This window comes from Segatella intestinalis (assembly GCF_029348455.1).
Classification (GTDB): domain Bacteria; phylum Bacteroidota; class Bacteroidia; order Bacteroidales; family Bacteroidaceae; genus Prevotella.
In genome coordinates this window covers 95,687-110,502 of record NZ_JARJVV010000010.1, presented here as the reverse complement: position 1 = coordinate 110,502, position 14,816 = coordinate 95,687, and the positions used below count along the sequence as shown (strand labels likewise).

At 48.9% G+C, this 14,816-nt stretch carries 8 protein-coding genes; all 8 read left to right on the top strand.

Features of this window, described 5'->3' with window-relative positions:
• The first annotated feature begins 174 nt into the window (after positions 1–174).
• The 8 genes from P3T48_RS08270 to P3T48_RS08235 all read left to right on the top strand — a co-directional run bounded on the left by P3T48_RS08270 (position 175) and on the right by P3T48_RS08235 (position 14,729).
• A complete protein-coding gene (locus tag P3T48_RS08270) occupies positions 175–3,522 on the top strand; it encodes an alpha-amylase family glycosyl hydrolase (protein ID WP_276506366.1) in 3,348 nt (1,115 codons plus the stop codon).
• 194 nt (positions 3,523–3,716) lie between these two features.
• Positions 3,717–4,859, top strand: coding sequence for a DUF2027 domain-containing protein (locus P3T48_RS08265; RefSeq protein WP_217757704.1), 1,143 nt, complete (start codon positions 3,717–3,719; stop codon positions 4,857–4,859).
• Positions 4,860–5,196: 337 nt separating this feature from the next.
• Entirely contained in the window at positions 5,197–7,191 is a 1,995-nt protein-coding gene (locus tag P3T48_RS08260; RefSeq protein ID WP_276506365.1) for an NAD(+) synthase, read from the top strand.
• Between the two features lie 24 nt (positions 7,192–7,215).
• Positions 7,216–8,628, top strand: a complete 1,413-nt coding sequence (locus P3T48_RS08255; RefSeq protein WP_276506364.1) for a sodium:solute symporter — start codon at positions 7,216–7,218, stop codon at positions 8,626–8,628.
• A 24-nt stretch (positions 8,629–8,652) separates the two neighbouring features.
• Complete coding sequence (locus tag P3T48_RS08250; protein WP_276506363.1) at positions 8,653–10,680, top strand: M13 family metallopeptidase; 2,028 nt, start codon at positions 8,653–8,655, stop codon at positions 10,678–10,680.
• 251 nt (positions 10,681–10,931) lie between these two features.
• Positions 10,932–12,275 carry an anaerobic C4-dicarboxylate transporter family protein gene (locus tag P3T48_RS08245; RefSeq protein WP_276506362.1) on the top strand — a complete coding sequence of 448 codons (1,344 nt, stop codon included), beginning with the start codon at positions 10,932–10,934 and terminating at the stop codon, positions 12,273–12,275.
• Between the two features lie 74 nt (positions 12,276–12,349).
• The gene (ansB, locus tag P3T48_RS08240; RefSeq protein WP_228114125.1) at positions 12,350–13,399 is read left to right on the top strand and encodes an L-asparaginase 2; all 1,050 of its coding nucleotides are present in this window, start codon (positions 12,350–12,352) and stop codon (positions 13,397–13,399) included.
• A gap of 118 nt (positions 13,400–13,517) precedes the next feature.
• Complete coding sequence (locus tag P3T48_RS08235) at positions 13,518–14,729, top strand: porin (protein ID WP_276506361.1); 1,212 nt, start codon at positions 13,518–13,520, stop codon at positions 14,727–14,729.
• The last annotated feature ends 87 nt before the right edge of the window (positions 14,730–14,816 follow it).

The window sequence follows — 14,816 nt, the reverse complement described above, 5'->3', positions numbered from 1 at the left end:
AAGGGCAGAAGCTCTTAGCCCAGGGCAGCGCCCTGGGTATAATGGCAATAAGCAATGCGCCCTGTAAGGGCAACAGCTTTATATATTGCCAGGAGTTTTAAAGTGAGAAATTAACAATCAAATAACTAACATAGATATTCATCACTAACTAAAAATTAATTACCAGTCAATCTTATGAAGAGATTTACATCAAGGCTATGGGCAGTCCTTATGCTCATGTTGGTCTCCTTGCAGACGATGGCAACGGAAACGTTTACCAACGATCGTACTGACTTCCGAGACGAAAGTATTTACTTTATGATCACCACCCGTTTTTACGATGGAGATCCTAAAAACAATGTGCTCTGCTGGGACAACCAGGCAGCGCAGATTGAAACAAAAGACCCTTGCTGGCGAGGCGACTTCCAGGGTGTCATCGACAAGCTCGACTACATCAAGGCGCTTGGATTCACTGCCATCTGGATTACTCCTGTCGTACAGAACGCATCCGGTTATGACTACCACGGCTATCATGCCATGGATTTCCAGCATGTAGACTGCCGCTATCAGAGCAGTGATGGTAAGAGCGGTGACGTGATGTTCCAGGAACTTATCGACAAAGCTCACGCTAAGGGTATCAAGATCATTCTTGACATCGTGCTCAACCACACCGGTAACTTCGGTGAGGAGAAGCTCTGCAAGCTGTTCGATCGTGACACACAACTTCGCAACCAAGCTTACATCGATGCTTGTATGACCCCTACAGAAACTTTGGGTAGTGACTACCTGACCATCCTTCCAAAAGATCAATACCAGCGTCGTCTTACCATGATGAAGAATATGGATGGTCAGAACCGTGATATTCACAACTACTGGCACCATTACGGTCAGTTCAGCTGGGATGATCCATCCCGTTGGTGGGGGCAGATTGCTGGTGACTGTGTGGACCTCAATACAGAGAACGACGAGGTAGCTAAGTATCTCGTAGATTGCTATGGTCAGTTCATCAAGATGGGTGTGGATGGTTTCCGTATCGATACATCTGGTCACATCTCACGACTCACTTTCAACCATCAGTTCATTCCTCAGTTTGCTGCCCTCGGTAAGCAGTACGAGAATAAGCGATTGAACAAGGCTCCTTTCTTTATGTATGGTGAGGTTTGTACCCGTGGTCACGATGCAACCTATAGAGGTCAGGCTAATCTTTCTTGCTACTTCTATACATGGAAGTCTGATGAGTCTTTGATGAATCAGTGGGATGGAAGCCAAAGCTTCTGGGACAGTCAGGTATTGCCAGAGGGTTCTGGTCCTGTCGGTCCTCAGGCGCTCTGCGGTAAGGAAACATTTGGTGACAAGAAGAGCGAAAATGCCAAGATGATCAATGGCGCATGGCATGAGCCAGACTATTCTGAGGCAAGTGGTTTCAATGTCATCGACTTCCCAATGCACTATAGCTACAATACTGCAAGTGATGCATTCCGTCTTTCAAAGGAAGACGAACTCTATAATGACGCTACATACAATGTAGTATATATTGACAGCCATGACTACAGTCCAGGTCCTAACGATACCAACCGTTTCGGTGGTACAGATGCTCAGTGGGCTGAGAACCTCTCTCTCTTGTTTACCTTCCGTGGTATTCCATGTATCTACTATGGTTCTGAGGTTGGTTTCCGTCGTGGTGTAAGAATCGACCCAGGTCCTAACGGCCCTCTTTCTAACACTGGTCGTGCTTACTTCGGTGGTTATATCACAGGTGATGTAACAGCAACAGACTTCGGTGAGTATGAGGCTACAGGTAACGTAGCTGCTACTTTGAATCACGATGTAGCTCAGCACCTCATCCGTTTGAACAAGATCCGTCAGGCTGTTCCTGCTCTCCGTAAGGGTCAGTGGACAACAGATGGTTGTAAGGCAACAGGTAAGGATGGTATCGCTTTCAAGCGTGCTACTAAGGATTGCTATGCGCTCGTAGCCCTCAATGGTGGTGCTACCTTCACAGATTGCCCTGCTGGTACATATACCGACGTGGTAACTGGTAAGACTTATGAAGGTTCTACTATCACCGTAGAAGCTCCTTCTACTCAGGGTCAGCTCCGTGTTCTCGTAAAGGACTGGAAGGATGGCAAGATCGGTGAGGATGGTGCTTTCATCTACGATACTACAGCTAAGTCTCTGGACGGTCAAGACTATGATGGTAATGAGGAGGCTGGTACAATTTGGAACCAGCAGGGTCCTATTCAGCCAGCAAGCGTTTTATTCTCACAGGCTGGTGGATCATTCCGTACTGAGACTATTAACCTGACAGTTACTCTCTCTGAAGACGCTAAGTCTGGTTGGTATCAGATACAAGGTCAGGATAAGGTGAACTTGACTCCTGGTGTGAGTGAGAACCTTACCATTGGCGAAGGTATGAACTTTGGCGACACCAAGACTATTGAGTGGAGCGCAGAGGCCCAGGACGGTAAAGTAAAGACCGGTAGCTTGACCTTCAAGAAGGTTGATCCTAACGCTACTATCATGGTTTACGTACAGGCAGAAAATGCTCCTTATATCTATGCTTGGTCAAAAGGTTCTTCTCTTAAGAAATTGACAGGCGATTGGCCTGGTACAAAGATGACAGAGTCTGAAGAAATCAATGGCGAAAAGTACTGGACTTGCGCTTTTGATGGTGTAGATAACTTCAATGTCATCTTGAATAATAATAGCGGTGCACAGTCTGGTGAATTCTCTGGTATCACAGGTGATATCTATCTGAAGTATGATGGCGGTGCAAATGCTCAGAAGATTGACGCTCCTGTCAATACGGCTGCTAAGGTTACTCTGAGTCCTAACGGTGGTGACTTCGAGAAGACAGTTACCGTAACAGCAACATTGAACAACAATGCAAAGAGCGGTTGGTATAAGATTGGCGATGGCGAGCAGGTGGCTCTTACTCCTGGTAAGCCATCAACCTTCACCCTCGGTGCTGACATGATGGAAGGCGAGAGCAAGACTGTAACTTGGAGCGCAACTAATGCTGAAAATGTAACCAAGACAGGTTCTGCTACCTTCAACAAGATAAAAGAGGTAGTTATTCCTACTCCAACAGGTATCTACGCTTACTTCCTCGCTCCTTCAGACTGGAATCAGGTTGACTGCTGGGCTTGGACTGAAACAGACAACTTTACTGGTGGTACCTGGCCAGGTGTAGCATGTACCAAGATCGGTGTGAAGAAGAATGGTTTGGATGTCTGGATGTGGAAGTATGATGGCGATTTGACAACTGCTCCTACTAAGATCATCTTCAACAACGGTGGTAATGGTCAGCAGACAGCCAACTTGGATTTCGTCAACGGTGCAGTTTATGACCGCAACGGTAAGACCAATGAGTCTGTCTCAACAGGCATCAACCAGACTGTAGCAGCTCAGAAGGCAGGCGCAGTGAAGATTTACACCCTCACAGGTGTGAAGGTTGCCGAGGTAAGAAACGTTCAGGATGCTGAATACCTCTTGGCTCCAGGTGCCTACATCTGCAATGGCAAGAAGTTTGTTATCAAGTAATATTGAAATTTTAGTAACTCATCAATAGTAATAAGTTTTTTTAGCCCGATTCTGCTTCGTGAGAAGCGGTATCGGGCCTTTTTTATGTCCAAAAGGATAAATATTTATGTTCAAAAGGATAAATAAAGTAAATAATTTCTCATATTGCGATAACTTTATGTAACTTTGTAGCGAAAATAAAAAACTGAAACGCAATGAAAATAGGAGATAAAGTAAGATTCCTGAGTGAGGTGGGAGGCGGCAGAGTCTCTGGCTTCCAGGGTAAGGACATCGTATTGGTGGAGGATGAGGACGGATTTGAGATTCCTACCTCAGTGCACGATGTGGTAGTGGTAGAGCAGGACGACTATGCCATGGGCAAGATGATATCTGCCAAGATGGAAGCCCAGCAGAAAGCCGAGGAGCATGCTGCCACCGAACTGCATCAGGACAGCAGAAGCATCAAGTCGATTCTCAACGACCATGATGAGCAGACCGATATGCATGTCGACGAGTATGACGCTGCAGACAGAGAGATTACCTTCCGTGCTCCTGTGCAGGAACGTGAGGGAGGAAACAAGCTGAGTGCATACCTCGCCTTTGTGCCTGTGGACATCAAGGAGATAACCCATACCCGCTTCGAGACCTATATTGTCAACGACAGCAACTACTATATACATTATTCATATCTCGTGGCTGAGGGCAATGCCTGGACACTGAAGTCGGTAGGAGAGGTGGAACCCAACACCAAGCTCTTCATTGAGGAGTTCGGCCGTGAGGTGCTCAATGACATGGGTCGCATCGGTGTTCAGCTGACCGCCTACAAGAAGGATAAGCCTTTCCTGCTGAAGCCAGCTATCGACGTGCAGTTCCGCATCGACCCCGTGAAGTTCTACAAACTGCATGTCTTCGAGGAGAACGAATTCTTCGAGCAGCCTTCTCTGCTCTTCACCATTGTCGACAATGACGAGGTGGCACGCCCTTTGGTGGTAGACTCCAAGCGACTGAAGGAACAGATGTACAAGGACGAGAAGATCATTGCCCACGAGGGCAAGAAGAAACGTCAGAAGGATGACGGCACCCTCGTGATAGATCTGCATGCCGATGAGTTGTTGGAAACGACAGCGGGTATGAATGCTGCCGACATCCTGCATTATCAGCTCGATGTGTTCAAGAAGACCATGGACGAGAACAAGAAGAAAAAAGGTCAGAAGATAGTCTTTATCCATGGCAAGGGAGAGGGTGTGCTGCGCCATGCCCTCGTTCATGAACTCAACTATCGCTATAAGTCGTGCACCTATCAGGATGCTTCCTTCCAGGAGTATGGATACGGTGCTACGCAGGTCACGATTAAGTAAAGTAACTTAACTTTCGCAAATGGTTCAAGTACGGGCTGAAGGCCTCAAAGCCAATATAAGCAGCACGCCCTGTAAGGGCAGAAGCTCTTAGCCCAGGGCATCGCCCTGGGTATAAAGGCAATCAGCAATGCGCCCTGTAAGGGCAACAGCTTTATATATTGCCAGGAGTTTTAAAGCTTTTGCCCTTACAGGGCGACAGATTTGCGCCCAAAACAACCCAGGGCGCTGCCCTGGGCTAAGAGCTTCTGCCCCTTCAGGGCGTGCTGCTTCTGTGAGTTTATGCCCCTTCAGGGCGTATAGAGCATATTTACTAAAGTTTAATAAGGTAATATTAATAATGAAATACGGATTTATCAAGGTTGCCAGTGCCGTTCCGATGGTGAAGGTGGGCGACGTAAAATATAATGTAGAGCAGATAGAAAACCTCACCGTACAGGCAGAGGGCAAGGGTGTGGAAGTCATCGTCTTCCCAGAGCTCTCGGTCACAGGTTACAGTTGTCAGGACCTCTTCAGCCAGAACCTCCTCTTGGAGGTGGCAGAGCAGGGCGTGATGATGCTGCTCGACTTTACACGCAAGCTCGACATCATCACCATTGTAGGAGCACCCGTAGTGGCAGGCGACCTGTTGCTCAACTGCGCTGTGGTGATACAGCAGGGGCAGATATTGGGCATTGTGCCCAAGACCTATCTGCCAAACTACAGCGAGTTTTATGAGAAACGATGGTTTGCCTCTGCGCAAGACCTCTTGGAGACAGAGATTCGGTTTGCCGGACACACGGTGAAGGTGACTCCCGACCTGCAGCTGTTCCGTACTTACGACGGTGTGCGCTTCGGTGTGGAGATATGCGAGGACGTATGGGCGCCAGCACCTCCCAGCAACAAGTTGGCGCTGGCAGGTGCCGACCTGATATTCAACCTCTCAGCCTCGGACGAGTTGATAGGCAAGCACAACTATCTGAAGAGTCTGCTGTCGCAGCAGAGTGCCCGCACCATGACAGGTTATGTATACAGTTCGTGCGGCTTCGGCGAGAGTACACAGGATGTGGTGTATGGCGGTAATGCCCTTATCTACGAGAATGGACAAATGCTTGAAGAAGGCGAGCGTTTTGCCACTGTTTCACAGATGGTTACAGCACAGATAGACGTGGAGCGACTCCGCTCTGAGCGTCGCACCAATTCTACCTATGTCAATGCACAGCGCAACATTAAGTATTCGATACTTGACCATCAGTTTGGCATTCGCAACATCGAGGCATCTCCAGCCGAGAACGACCGTGAGTTTGTGTTGGAGCGCCCTGTCAACCCTCATCCCTTCATTCCTACTTCTGCCGACATGAAGGCATCGTGCGAGGAGATATTCAATATCCAGGTGATGGGACTTGCCAAGCGCATCGTGCATACTGGCGCCAAGACTGTGGTAGTGGGTATCAGCGGAGGTCTTGACTCGACTTTGGCCCTCTTGGTTTGCGTGAAGACTTTCGACAAGTTGGGTATGAACCGCAAGGGAATCGTAGGAGTCACCATGCCTGGTTTCGGAACCACCGACCGCACCTACAACAATGCCATCACGCTGATGAAGAGCTTAGGCATCACCATTCGCGAGATCAGCATCGCCAAGGCAGTGACCCAGCATTTTGAGAGCATAGGCCATGACGCCTCCGTGCACGATGTGACCTATGAGAACTCACAGGCACGCGAGCGTACACAGATACTGATGGACCTTGCCAACCAGTTGGGAGGAATGGTGATAGGTACAGGCGACCTGTCGGAACTCGCCTTGGGATGGGCCACCTACAATGGCGACCACATGAGCATGTACGGTGTGAATGCCAGCATACCCAAGACCTTGATTCGCCACTTGGTGAACTATGTGGCAGAGAGTGGGGTAGACGAGCAGAGCCGCAACACCCTGCTCGATATCATCGACACACCTATCAGTCCGGAGCTGATACCTGCCGACGAGAATGGCAACATCAAGCAGAAGACCGAGGATCTTGTGGGACCATACGAGTTGCACGACTTCTTCCTGTATTACTTTCTGCGTTTCGGCTATCGCCCTGCCAAGATCTATCTCTTGGCAAAGAAGGCATTCATAGATACAGATGTGCAGCGTGTGAAAATCAGCGACAACGATCCTGACAGCTATGATGAGGAAACCATCAAGAAATGGCTGAAGACCTTTGTGCGCCGCTTCTTCAACCAGCAGTTCAAGCGCAGCTGTCTGCCCGATGGTCCAAAGGTGGGAAGTGTGAGTCTGAGTCCCCGTGGCGACTGGCGCATGCCTTCGGATGCCAACTCCACTATCTGGCTGCAGGATGCCGAGAATCTATAGACAGCATAAACTCAGACAACTTTCATGGTTATCATCCTGACAATATTGGCTTACTTCGCTGTGTTGCTGCTCTTCAGCCGCCTCACATCGAGGCAAGCCAACAACAATACGTTCTATCGTGGCGACCGACGTTCGCCCTGGTACATGGTGGCTTTCGGAATGGTGGGAGCTTCCATCTCGGGCATCACCTTCGTCAGTGTGCCTGGCATGGCGATGCTGAGTGGCATGACTTACCTGCAGATGTGCTTAGGCTTCATCGTGGGTTATTTCCTGGTGGCTTTCGTCCTGTTGCCGGTATATTATCGGTACAACCTCACCACCATCTATACCTATCTGCTCCACAGGTTGGGCAACCGTTCCTACAAGACGGGAGCTTCCTTCTTCCTGTTGTCGAAGATGACAGGAGCAGCCGTGCGCTTCTTCGTGGTGTGCTTCATCCTGCAGCACTTCGTGCTCGACAACATCGGTGTTCCCTTCTGGCTCACCGTGCCATCGATGGTGGTGCTCATCTGGCTCTATACACGCAAGGGAGGCATCAAGACATTGGTATGGACCGACACCTTTCAGACACTCTGCATGTTTGCCGCGCTTCTCCTTATTATATATAAGGTGACAGGACAACTCGGAATGACGCCCACGGAGGCCATCGCAGCTATCAGCCAGGATGAACACTCACGCATCTTTGTCTTCGACGACTGGGTGTCGCGACAGAACTTCTGGAAACAGTTTCTCAGCGGTATCTTCGTGGTCATCGTGATGACTGGTCTCGACCAGGACATGATGCAGAAGAACCTGACCTGCAAGACACTGCGTGAAGCCCAGAAAGACATGTGCAGCTATGGTTTCGCCTTCGTGCCAGCCAATCTGCTCTTCCTCTCTCTCGGTGTGCTGCTGATGATGCTGGCCAAGTCGCAGGGCATGGCCCTTCCCGAAAAGCCCGACGACCTGTTGCCTATGTTTGCTGCCTCGGGAGCCTTGGGATCTATGGTGACCGTGTTCTTCACGATAGGAGTGGTGGCAGCCAGTTTCTCGAGTGCCGACTCTGCTCTTACCGCCCTTACTACCAGTGTATGCGTGGATATCTTCGGGCGCGATGAGGATGAAGATCTCCGCAAGAAGGTGCATCTCGCCGTGGCATTGGTCTTCATGCTCTTCATCATAGGCTTCGGAGCCCTCAACTCGACGAGTGTCATCGATGCCATCTATATCCTGTGCTCCTATACCTACGGTCCGCTGTTGGGACTCTTTGCCTTCGGACTGATGACCCACAGAAAGGTGAACGACAGGTGGGTGCCCTGGATATGTATCGCCAGTCCGCTGATATGCTTTGCCGTCGATACCCTGACCATGCAGCTTACGGGCTATAAGTTCGGCTATGAGCTACTGATGCTGAATGGCGCCCTGACCTTTGCCGGTCTGGCGCTGATACGAAAATAGAATATTCAATTCAATTAAACAATAATGAAAACAAAAATGGTATTAGCAGCTTTGTTGTTAGGAACTACAGCTGCTTTCGCCCAGCAAGATAAGTTGGGCTCTGGCATTGACAAGGCCAACATGGACCTGAGTATCAAGCCAGGAACAGATTTCTATCGTTATGCCGCCGGCAACTGGATGAAGAATCATCCACTCGATGGAGAGCACCCTGACAATGGTGCCTTTACCGATCTCTTCGAACAGAACCAGAAGCGCATTCAGGACATCATCCTCGAATATGCTTCCAAGCCACAGCAGAAGGGTTCGCTCGGACAGAAGATAGGTTCACTCTACAACCTCCGCATGGACAGCGTTCGACTGAACAAGGAGGGATGGGCACCTATCAAGCCTACTCTCGACCGCATCGCTGCCATCAAGGACCGCAGAGAGTATCAGTTGGTTACTGCTCAACTTGACTTCCGTGGCGAGGGTACCATGATGTATGGCATCGGTGTGGGTGCCGACCTGCGTGATGCTGCCAACAACCTGGTAGAAGTGGGACAGGGAGGTCTTGGACTGGGAGTGCGCGACTATTATCTCAATGACGACGACCAGACCAAGAAGATCCGTGAGGCTTACAAGACATACATAAAGAAGCTCTTCCAGATGGTAGGCAACGACGAGGCTACTGCCGAGAATAAGATGGAGGCTGTGATGGCCATTGAGACTCGTATTGCCAAGGCAAGCTACAGCCAGGTGCAACTTCGTGACATCGACAAGAATTATCACAAGATGAGCTACAACCAGTTGGTTATCGACTATCCTGGTATCGACTGGGGCAATGTGTTCCTGGCATCAGGCTTCCCAGCCTTCAAGGACATCTGCGTGGCTCAGCCAGAGCCTATCCACGAGGTGGAGAAGATTCTTGCCGAGACCTCTCTCGACGACCTGAAGACCTATGCAGAGCTCAAGGTCATCTCTGGAGCCACCAGTGTGCTGAGTGATGACTTCCGTGCCGTATCCTTCGAACTGAGTAAGGTGATGAGTGGTGTGCAGCAGGACCGTCCTCGCTGGAAGCGTGCTGTGAGCAGCGTGAGCGGTGTCTTGGGCGAGGCCATCGGTAAGCTCTATGTAGAGAAGTATTTCCCTGAGAGCAGCAAGAACCGTATGCTCCAGTTGGTTCACAACCTGCAGGCAGCCCTTGCCCAGCGCATCGACGAGGCTACATGGATGAGCGCCGCCACCAAGGCACAGGCAAAGGATAAATTGGAGAACTTTATCATCAAGATAGGTTATCCAGACAAGTGGAAGGACTACAGCGGACTGCAGGTGGACGACAGTCTGTCACTCTATGAGAATATGGCAAACATCTCTGAGTTCTTCACCAAGGATGATATCGCCCGTAAGGTGAACAAGCCAGTAGACAAGATGGAGTGGGGAATGACACCTCAGACCATCAATGCCTATTACAACCCTACCACCAACGAGATCTGCTTCCCTGCAGCTATTCTGCAGCCTCCTTTCTTCGACCCATCAGCTGACGATGCTATGAACTATGGTGCTATCGGTGGTGTGATAGGACATGAGATGAGTCATGGTTTCGACGATCAGGGCAGTCAGTTTGACAAGACCGGCAACCAGCACAACTGGTGGACGGCTGCTGATAAGAAGAATTTCGAGGCCCGTACCAAGGTGCTCGTCAACCATTTCAACACGATAGAGTTGGCAGGCAAGAAGGTAAACGGTCAGTTGACATTGGGTGAAAACATCGGTGATAATGGTGGACTGAATATCGCCTTCCGTGCTCTGCAGAACGTGATGAAGACAGAAAAACTTGGCGTGAAGGACGGTTTCACTCCTGAGCAGCGCTTCTTCCTGTCATGGGCTCGTGTATGGGCTGGCAATGCCCGTCCTGAGTATCTGCAGTATCTCATGACAGTGGATGTTCACTCTCCCAATGAGGCTCGTGTGAATGGTGCACTCCCAATGGTTGACGCATGGTACAAGGCTTTCGGTATCAAGAAGGGCGAAAAGCTCTTTGTTCCAAAGAACAAGCGTGCCCATATCTGGTAAGAGGAGTTGACTCCTGATATAAAAAATATCCTAAGTTACATTGACAAGTAACTTAGGATATTTTTTTTATGTCTTTAAAGTGACACTCCCACATTTGTTTGTACTGAATTTTACAAAAATATGGGCTTGTATCGTTTTTTCCAAAAAAATGAGTGATTTTTTAAAATAGCTTACTACAAAAATTAACTAAATTTGCAGCGTTCGAATCACTAAACAACTAATAACTTTTAAAACTAACTGAATTTAGAACTATGGCTACAGCTATTATACTCATCCAATTGGCCCTTGTACTGGTCCTGATCTTCATTGGCGCCCGTGTTGGTGGCATAGGTCTGGGAATCTATGGTATGGTGGGCGTTTTCATCCTCGTCTTTGTCTTCGGACTGAAGCCAGGAAATCTGCCTATTGACGTGATGCTCATTATTGTATCAGTCATCACGGCAGCCTCCACTTTGCAGGCAGCAGGCGGATTGGATTATTTGGTAGGTGTAGCAGCACGTTTCCTGCGCAAGCATCCTGAGAAGATAACATACTACGGTCCGCTTACCACATGGCTCTTCTGCCTCGTAGCAGGAACCGCACACACCAGCTATTCGCTGCTTCCTATCATCTCCGAGATAGCCACCAACTCTAAGATCCGCCCAGAGCGACCCCTCAGCGTGGCAGCCATAGCCGCCTCCTTAGGTATTACCGGAAGTCCGGTATCGGCAGCAACGGCAGCCATCATCAGTACCGACTTGCTGGGTTGCAAGGGAGTAGAGCTGGGTACCATACTTCTGGTTTGTATTCCTGCTTCCTTCATCGCCATCCTGGTGGCAGCCTTAGTGCAGAACCACGTAGGAAAAGAATTGGTAGACGACCCTATATATAAAGAAAAGGTACGCGAGGGAATCATCAAGCCCGAGGAGGACAGCCGTCTTATCGACGAGATGATCAAGAATCCTAACCCACGCTCCAAGTATGCCGTGGTAGCCTTCTTGCTCGGTGTACTGGCAGTAGTCGTATTTGGCAGTTTCCCATCCCTTCGTCCTTCGTTCATGGTAGGCGACGAGATACACCGCGTGTCTATGCCCGAGACCATTGAAATTGTCATGATGGCAACAGCAGCCCTGATACTTCTTGCAGGCAAGGCAAAGGTACAGGATGCAGTGAAGGGTAACGTCTTCGGAGCAGGTATGAATGCCATGGTAGCCATTTTCGGTATTGCCTGGATGGGCGACACCTTCTTCAATGGACATTTGGATTTCTTCAAGGAGCACATTGCTACTGTGGTGACCCAGTATCCTTTCCTCTTCGCCATCGCTCTGTTCTTCATGTCGATCATGCTCTTCTCGCAGGCGGCAACAGTAAGAACCCTTTATCCCCTGGGTATAGGACTGGGCATCTCGCCTCTGGCACTCGTGGCAATGTTCCCTGCTGTCAATGGCTACTTCTTCTTGCCTAACTATCCAACAGAGGTGGCTGCCATCAACTTCGACCGTACAGGAACCACACGTATCGGCAGATTTGTTGTGAATCACTCCTTCCAGCTGGCTGGCTTCATCACAACCTTTGTCAGCATCGGCGTAGGATACTTCATTATCCAACTGCTTTAATGCGGGAGTGATAAATATATGTAAATCAGAGAGTTTATTAACAAATATATTAACCTAAATTAAAACCGATTATTATGAATAAAAGATTTTTCTCATTAATGACACTCCTTTTGTTGGTAGTGGCATGTGCGTTTGCAAAACCTAAGGTACGTATTATCGCAACAGGTGGAACCATTGCTGGTGCAGGAACTTCAGCTACAGGTTCAGCATATACAGCAGGTCAGGTAGGTGTTCAGAGCTTGATAGCAGCTGTGCCTCAGATGCTTGATTTGGCCGACGTAACAGGCGAGCAGCTTGTTAATATCGGTTCGCAGGATATGAATGACCAGGTATGGCTCAAGTTGGCTAAGCGTATCAACGAGTTGTTGAACAAGGAAGGATACGACGGTGTTGTGGTTACTCACGGAACCGACACCATGGAAGAGACAGCTTACTTCCTCAACCTGACTGTTCACAGCGACAAGCCTGTAGTACTCGTAGGTTCTATGCGTCCAAGTACAGGTATCAGCGCCGATGGTCCTGCCAACCTCTATGGAGCCGTTGCTGCAGCTGCAAGTCCTAACTCAAAGGGTCGTGGCGTGATGTGCTGTATGAACAACCTCTTGCTCGATGCAAAGGATGTCATCAAGACTCACACTACAGACTGCGCTACATTCCAGGGTGGTAACTATGGTAAGATTGGTTATATCTATGGTGGCGAGGCTATCTACAATCGCCAGGTAGAGAATCTGCACACCACAAAGAGCGAGTTCAGTGTAGAGGGTCTTACCGAGTTGCCAAAGGTAGGTATCGTTTACGGTTACTCCAACTGCTCTCCACTTCCTTTCAAGGCTTTCGTTGACGCCAAGTATGCTGGTATCGTATTGGCAGGTGTAGGTGACGGTAACTTCTATAAGGACGTATTCGACGAGGCTCTCAAGGCACGCCAGAAGGGTATTCTCGTAGTTCGTTCAAGCCGCGTTCCTACAGGTCCTACATGTCTCAACGGCGAGGTAGACGACACCAAGTATCAGTTTGTAGCTTCTTTGGCTCTCAACCCCCAGAAGGCTCGCGTACTCTTGATGCTTGCTCTTACCAAGACCCACGACTGGCAGAAGATTCAGGAGTACTTCCAGAAGTATTAATTTTTCACACTCTCTGATTTCCAGTTCCTCCTGAGCCTCTGTCTAAGAGCAGGGAGGAACTACCAAGAGGGAACAATTTATCTTATTATTATAAACCTTAATACAAAACCTAAAGATTATGAAGAAGATTATAATGATGTTTGCAGCGCTTGCCATGACAATGGGAGCTAATGCACAAGGAAACAATATCGGCATGGGTGGTGGCGACGGTGATATTCAGTCAATTCACGAGCGCATAACCAAGTTGGAGAAGAAGAACGATATGTTCAATCTCTATTTCAACTATGCAGCTTCATTCCAAGCAGAGCACAACAGCCTTTCTGATGAATGGGGCACCAAGTTTGCCAACAAGCAGTTGCGTATCGAGATCAAGGGTAACTTGACCGACAAATTGTACTATCGTTTGCGTCATCGTCTGAACAAGGCTACCGACGCCAAGGGTGAGGACAACTTCGCTAAGGCTACCGACATTATGATGGTAGGTTACAACTTCAATGACAAGCTCTCTATCTCGGGAGGTAAGATGTGCCAGATCTGGGGTGGCTTCGAGTTTGATGAGAACCCAATGTACATCTATCAGTATTCAGACATGGTAGACTACATGGATAACTTCATGGCCGGTGTTACCGTGAGCTACAAGCCAATACCTACTCAGGAAATCGCAGTCGAGATCAGCAATTCTTACAATGGTAAGTTCGCGGATGAGTATGGTGACGAAGCAGTTGTTGTCAACAACGACGAGGCTCATGCTCTCCAGAAGTCAAAGAATCCTCTTACCTATATCATCAACTGGAATGGTAGCTTTTTTGATGGCAAGTTGAACACCCGTTGGGCATGGGGTCTTCAGACACAGGCCAAGGGCAAGTACAGCCGTATGCTCACTCTCGGTCAGCAGCTCAATCTGCCTAAGTTCCAATGGTACTTCGACTATATGGGCGCATTCGACGACCTCGACCGTCTGAAGATTGCTACCAATGAGTTGAGAGACGCATTGGTTGGCGGTGATGCTCCCGGTAATGTTTATCTGGGCAAGGTACACTACAACAGCTTTATCACAAAGGCCAACTGGCAGTTTGCTCCAAGCTGGAACTTAATGCTCAAGGGCATGTACGAGACAGCAAGTGTAACAAAGATGGAGCAGTTCAAGAACTACCGCAAGAGCTTCGGCTACATGGGCAGCATCGAATATTATCCAGCTAAGCAGCAGGATTTCCGCCTCTTCTTGGCATACGTAGGCCGTAAGTACGATTACAGCACAAAGTGCGGTTTGAAGGACTACAATACCGATCGCATCGAACTTGGTTTCATGTATCGCATCAAAGCTTACTAAATCATTTTTCCAGTCTTATTAGAAATAGTTGGAGCTGAAGGGGAAACCCTCCAGCTCCTTATTGTATAAATCTATTGGCTAATTCTT

Coding starts and splice junctions, on each gene's coding strand:
- P3T48_RS08250 (WP_276506363.1), top strand. CDS start 8,653: ATGAAAACAAAAATGGTATTAGCAGCTTTGTTGTTAGGAACTACAGCT.
- P3T48_RS08260 (WP_276506365.1), top strand. CDS start 5,197: ATGAAATACGGATTTATCAAGGTTGCCAGTGCCGTTCCGATGGTGAAG.
- P3T48_RS08255 (WP_276506364.1), top strand. CDS start 7,216: ATGGTTATCATCCTGACAATATTGGCTTACTTCGCTGTGTTGCTGCTC.
- ansB (WP_228114125.1), top strand. CDS start 12,350: ATGAATAAAAGATTTTTCTCATTAATGACACTCCTTTTGTTGGTAGTG.
- P3T48_RS08235 (WP_276506361.1), top strand. CDS start 13,518: ATGAAGAAGATTATAATGATGTTTGCAGCGCTTGCCATGACAATGGGA.
- P3T48_RS08245 (WP_276506362.1), top strand. CDS start 10,932: ATGGCTACAGCTATTATACTCATCCAATTGGCCCTTGTACTGGTCCTG.
- P3T48_RS08265 (WP_217757704.1), top strand. CDS start 3,717: ATGAAAATAGGAGATAAAGTAAGATTCCTGAGTGAGGTGGGAGGCGGC.
- P3T48_RS08270 (WP_276506366.1), top strand. CDS start 175: ATGAAGAGATTTACATCAAGGCTATGGGCAGTCCTTATGCTCATGTTG.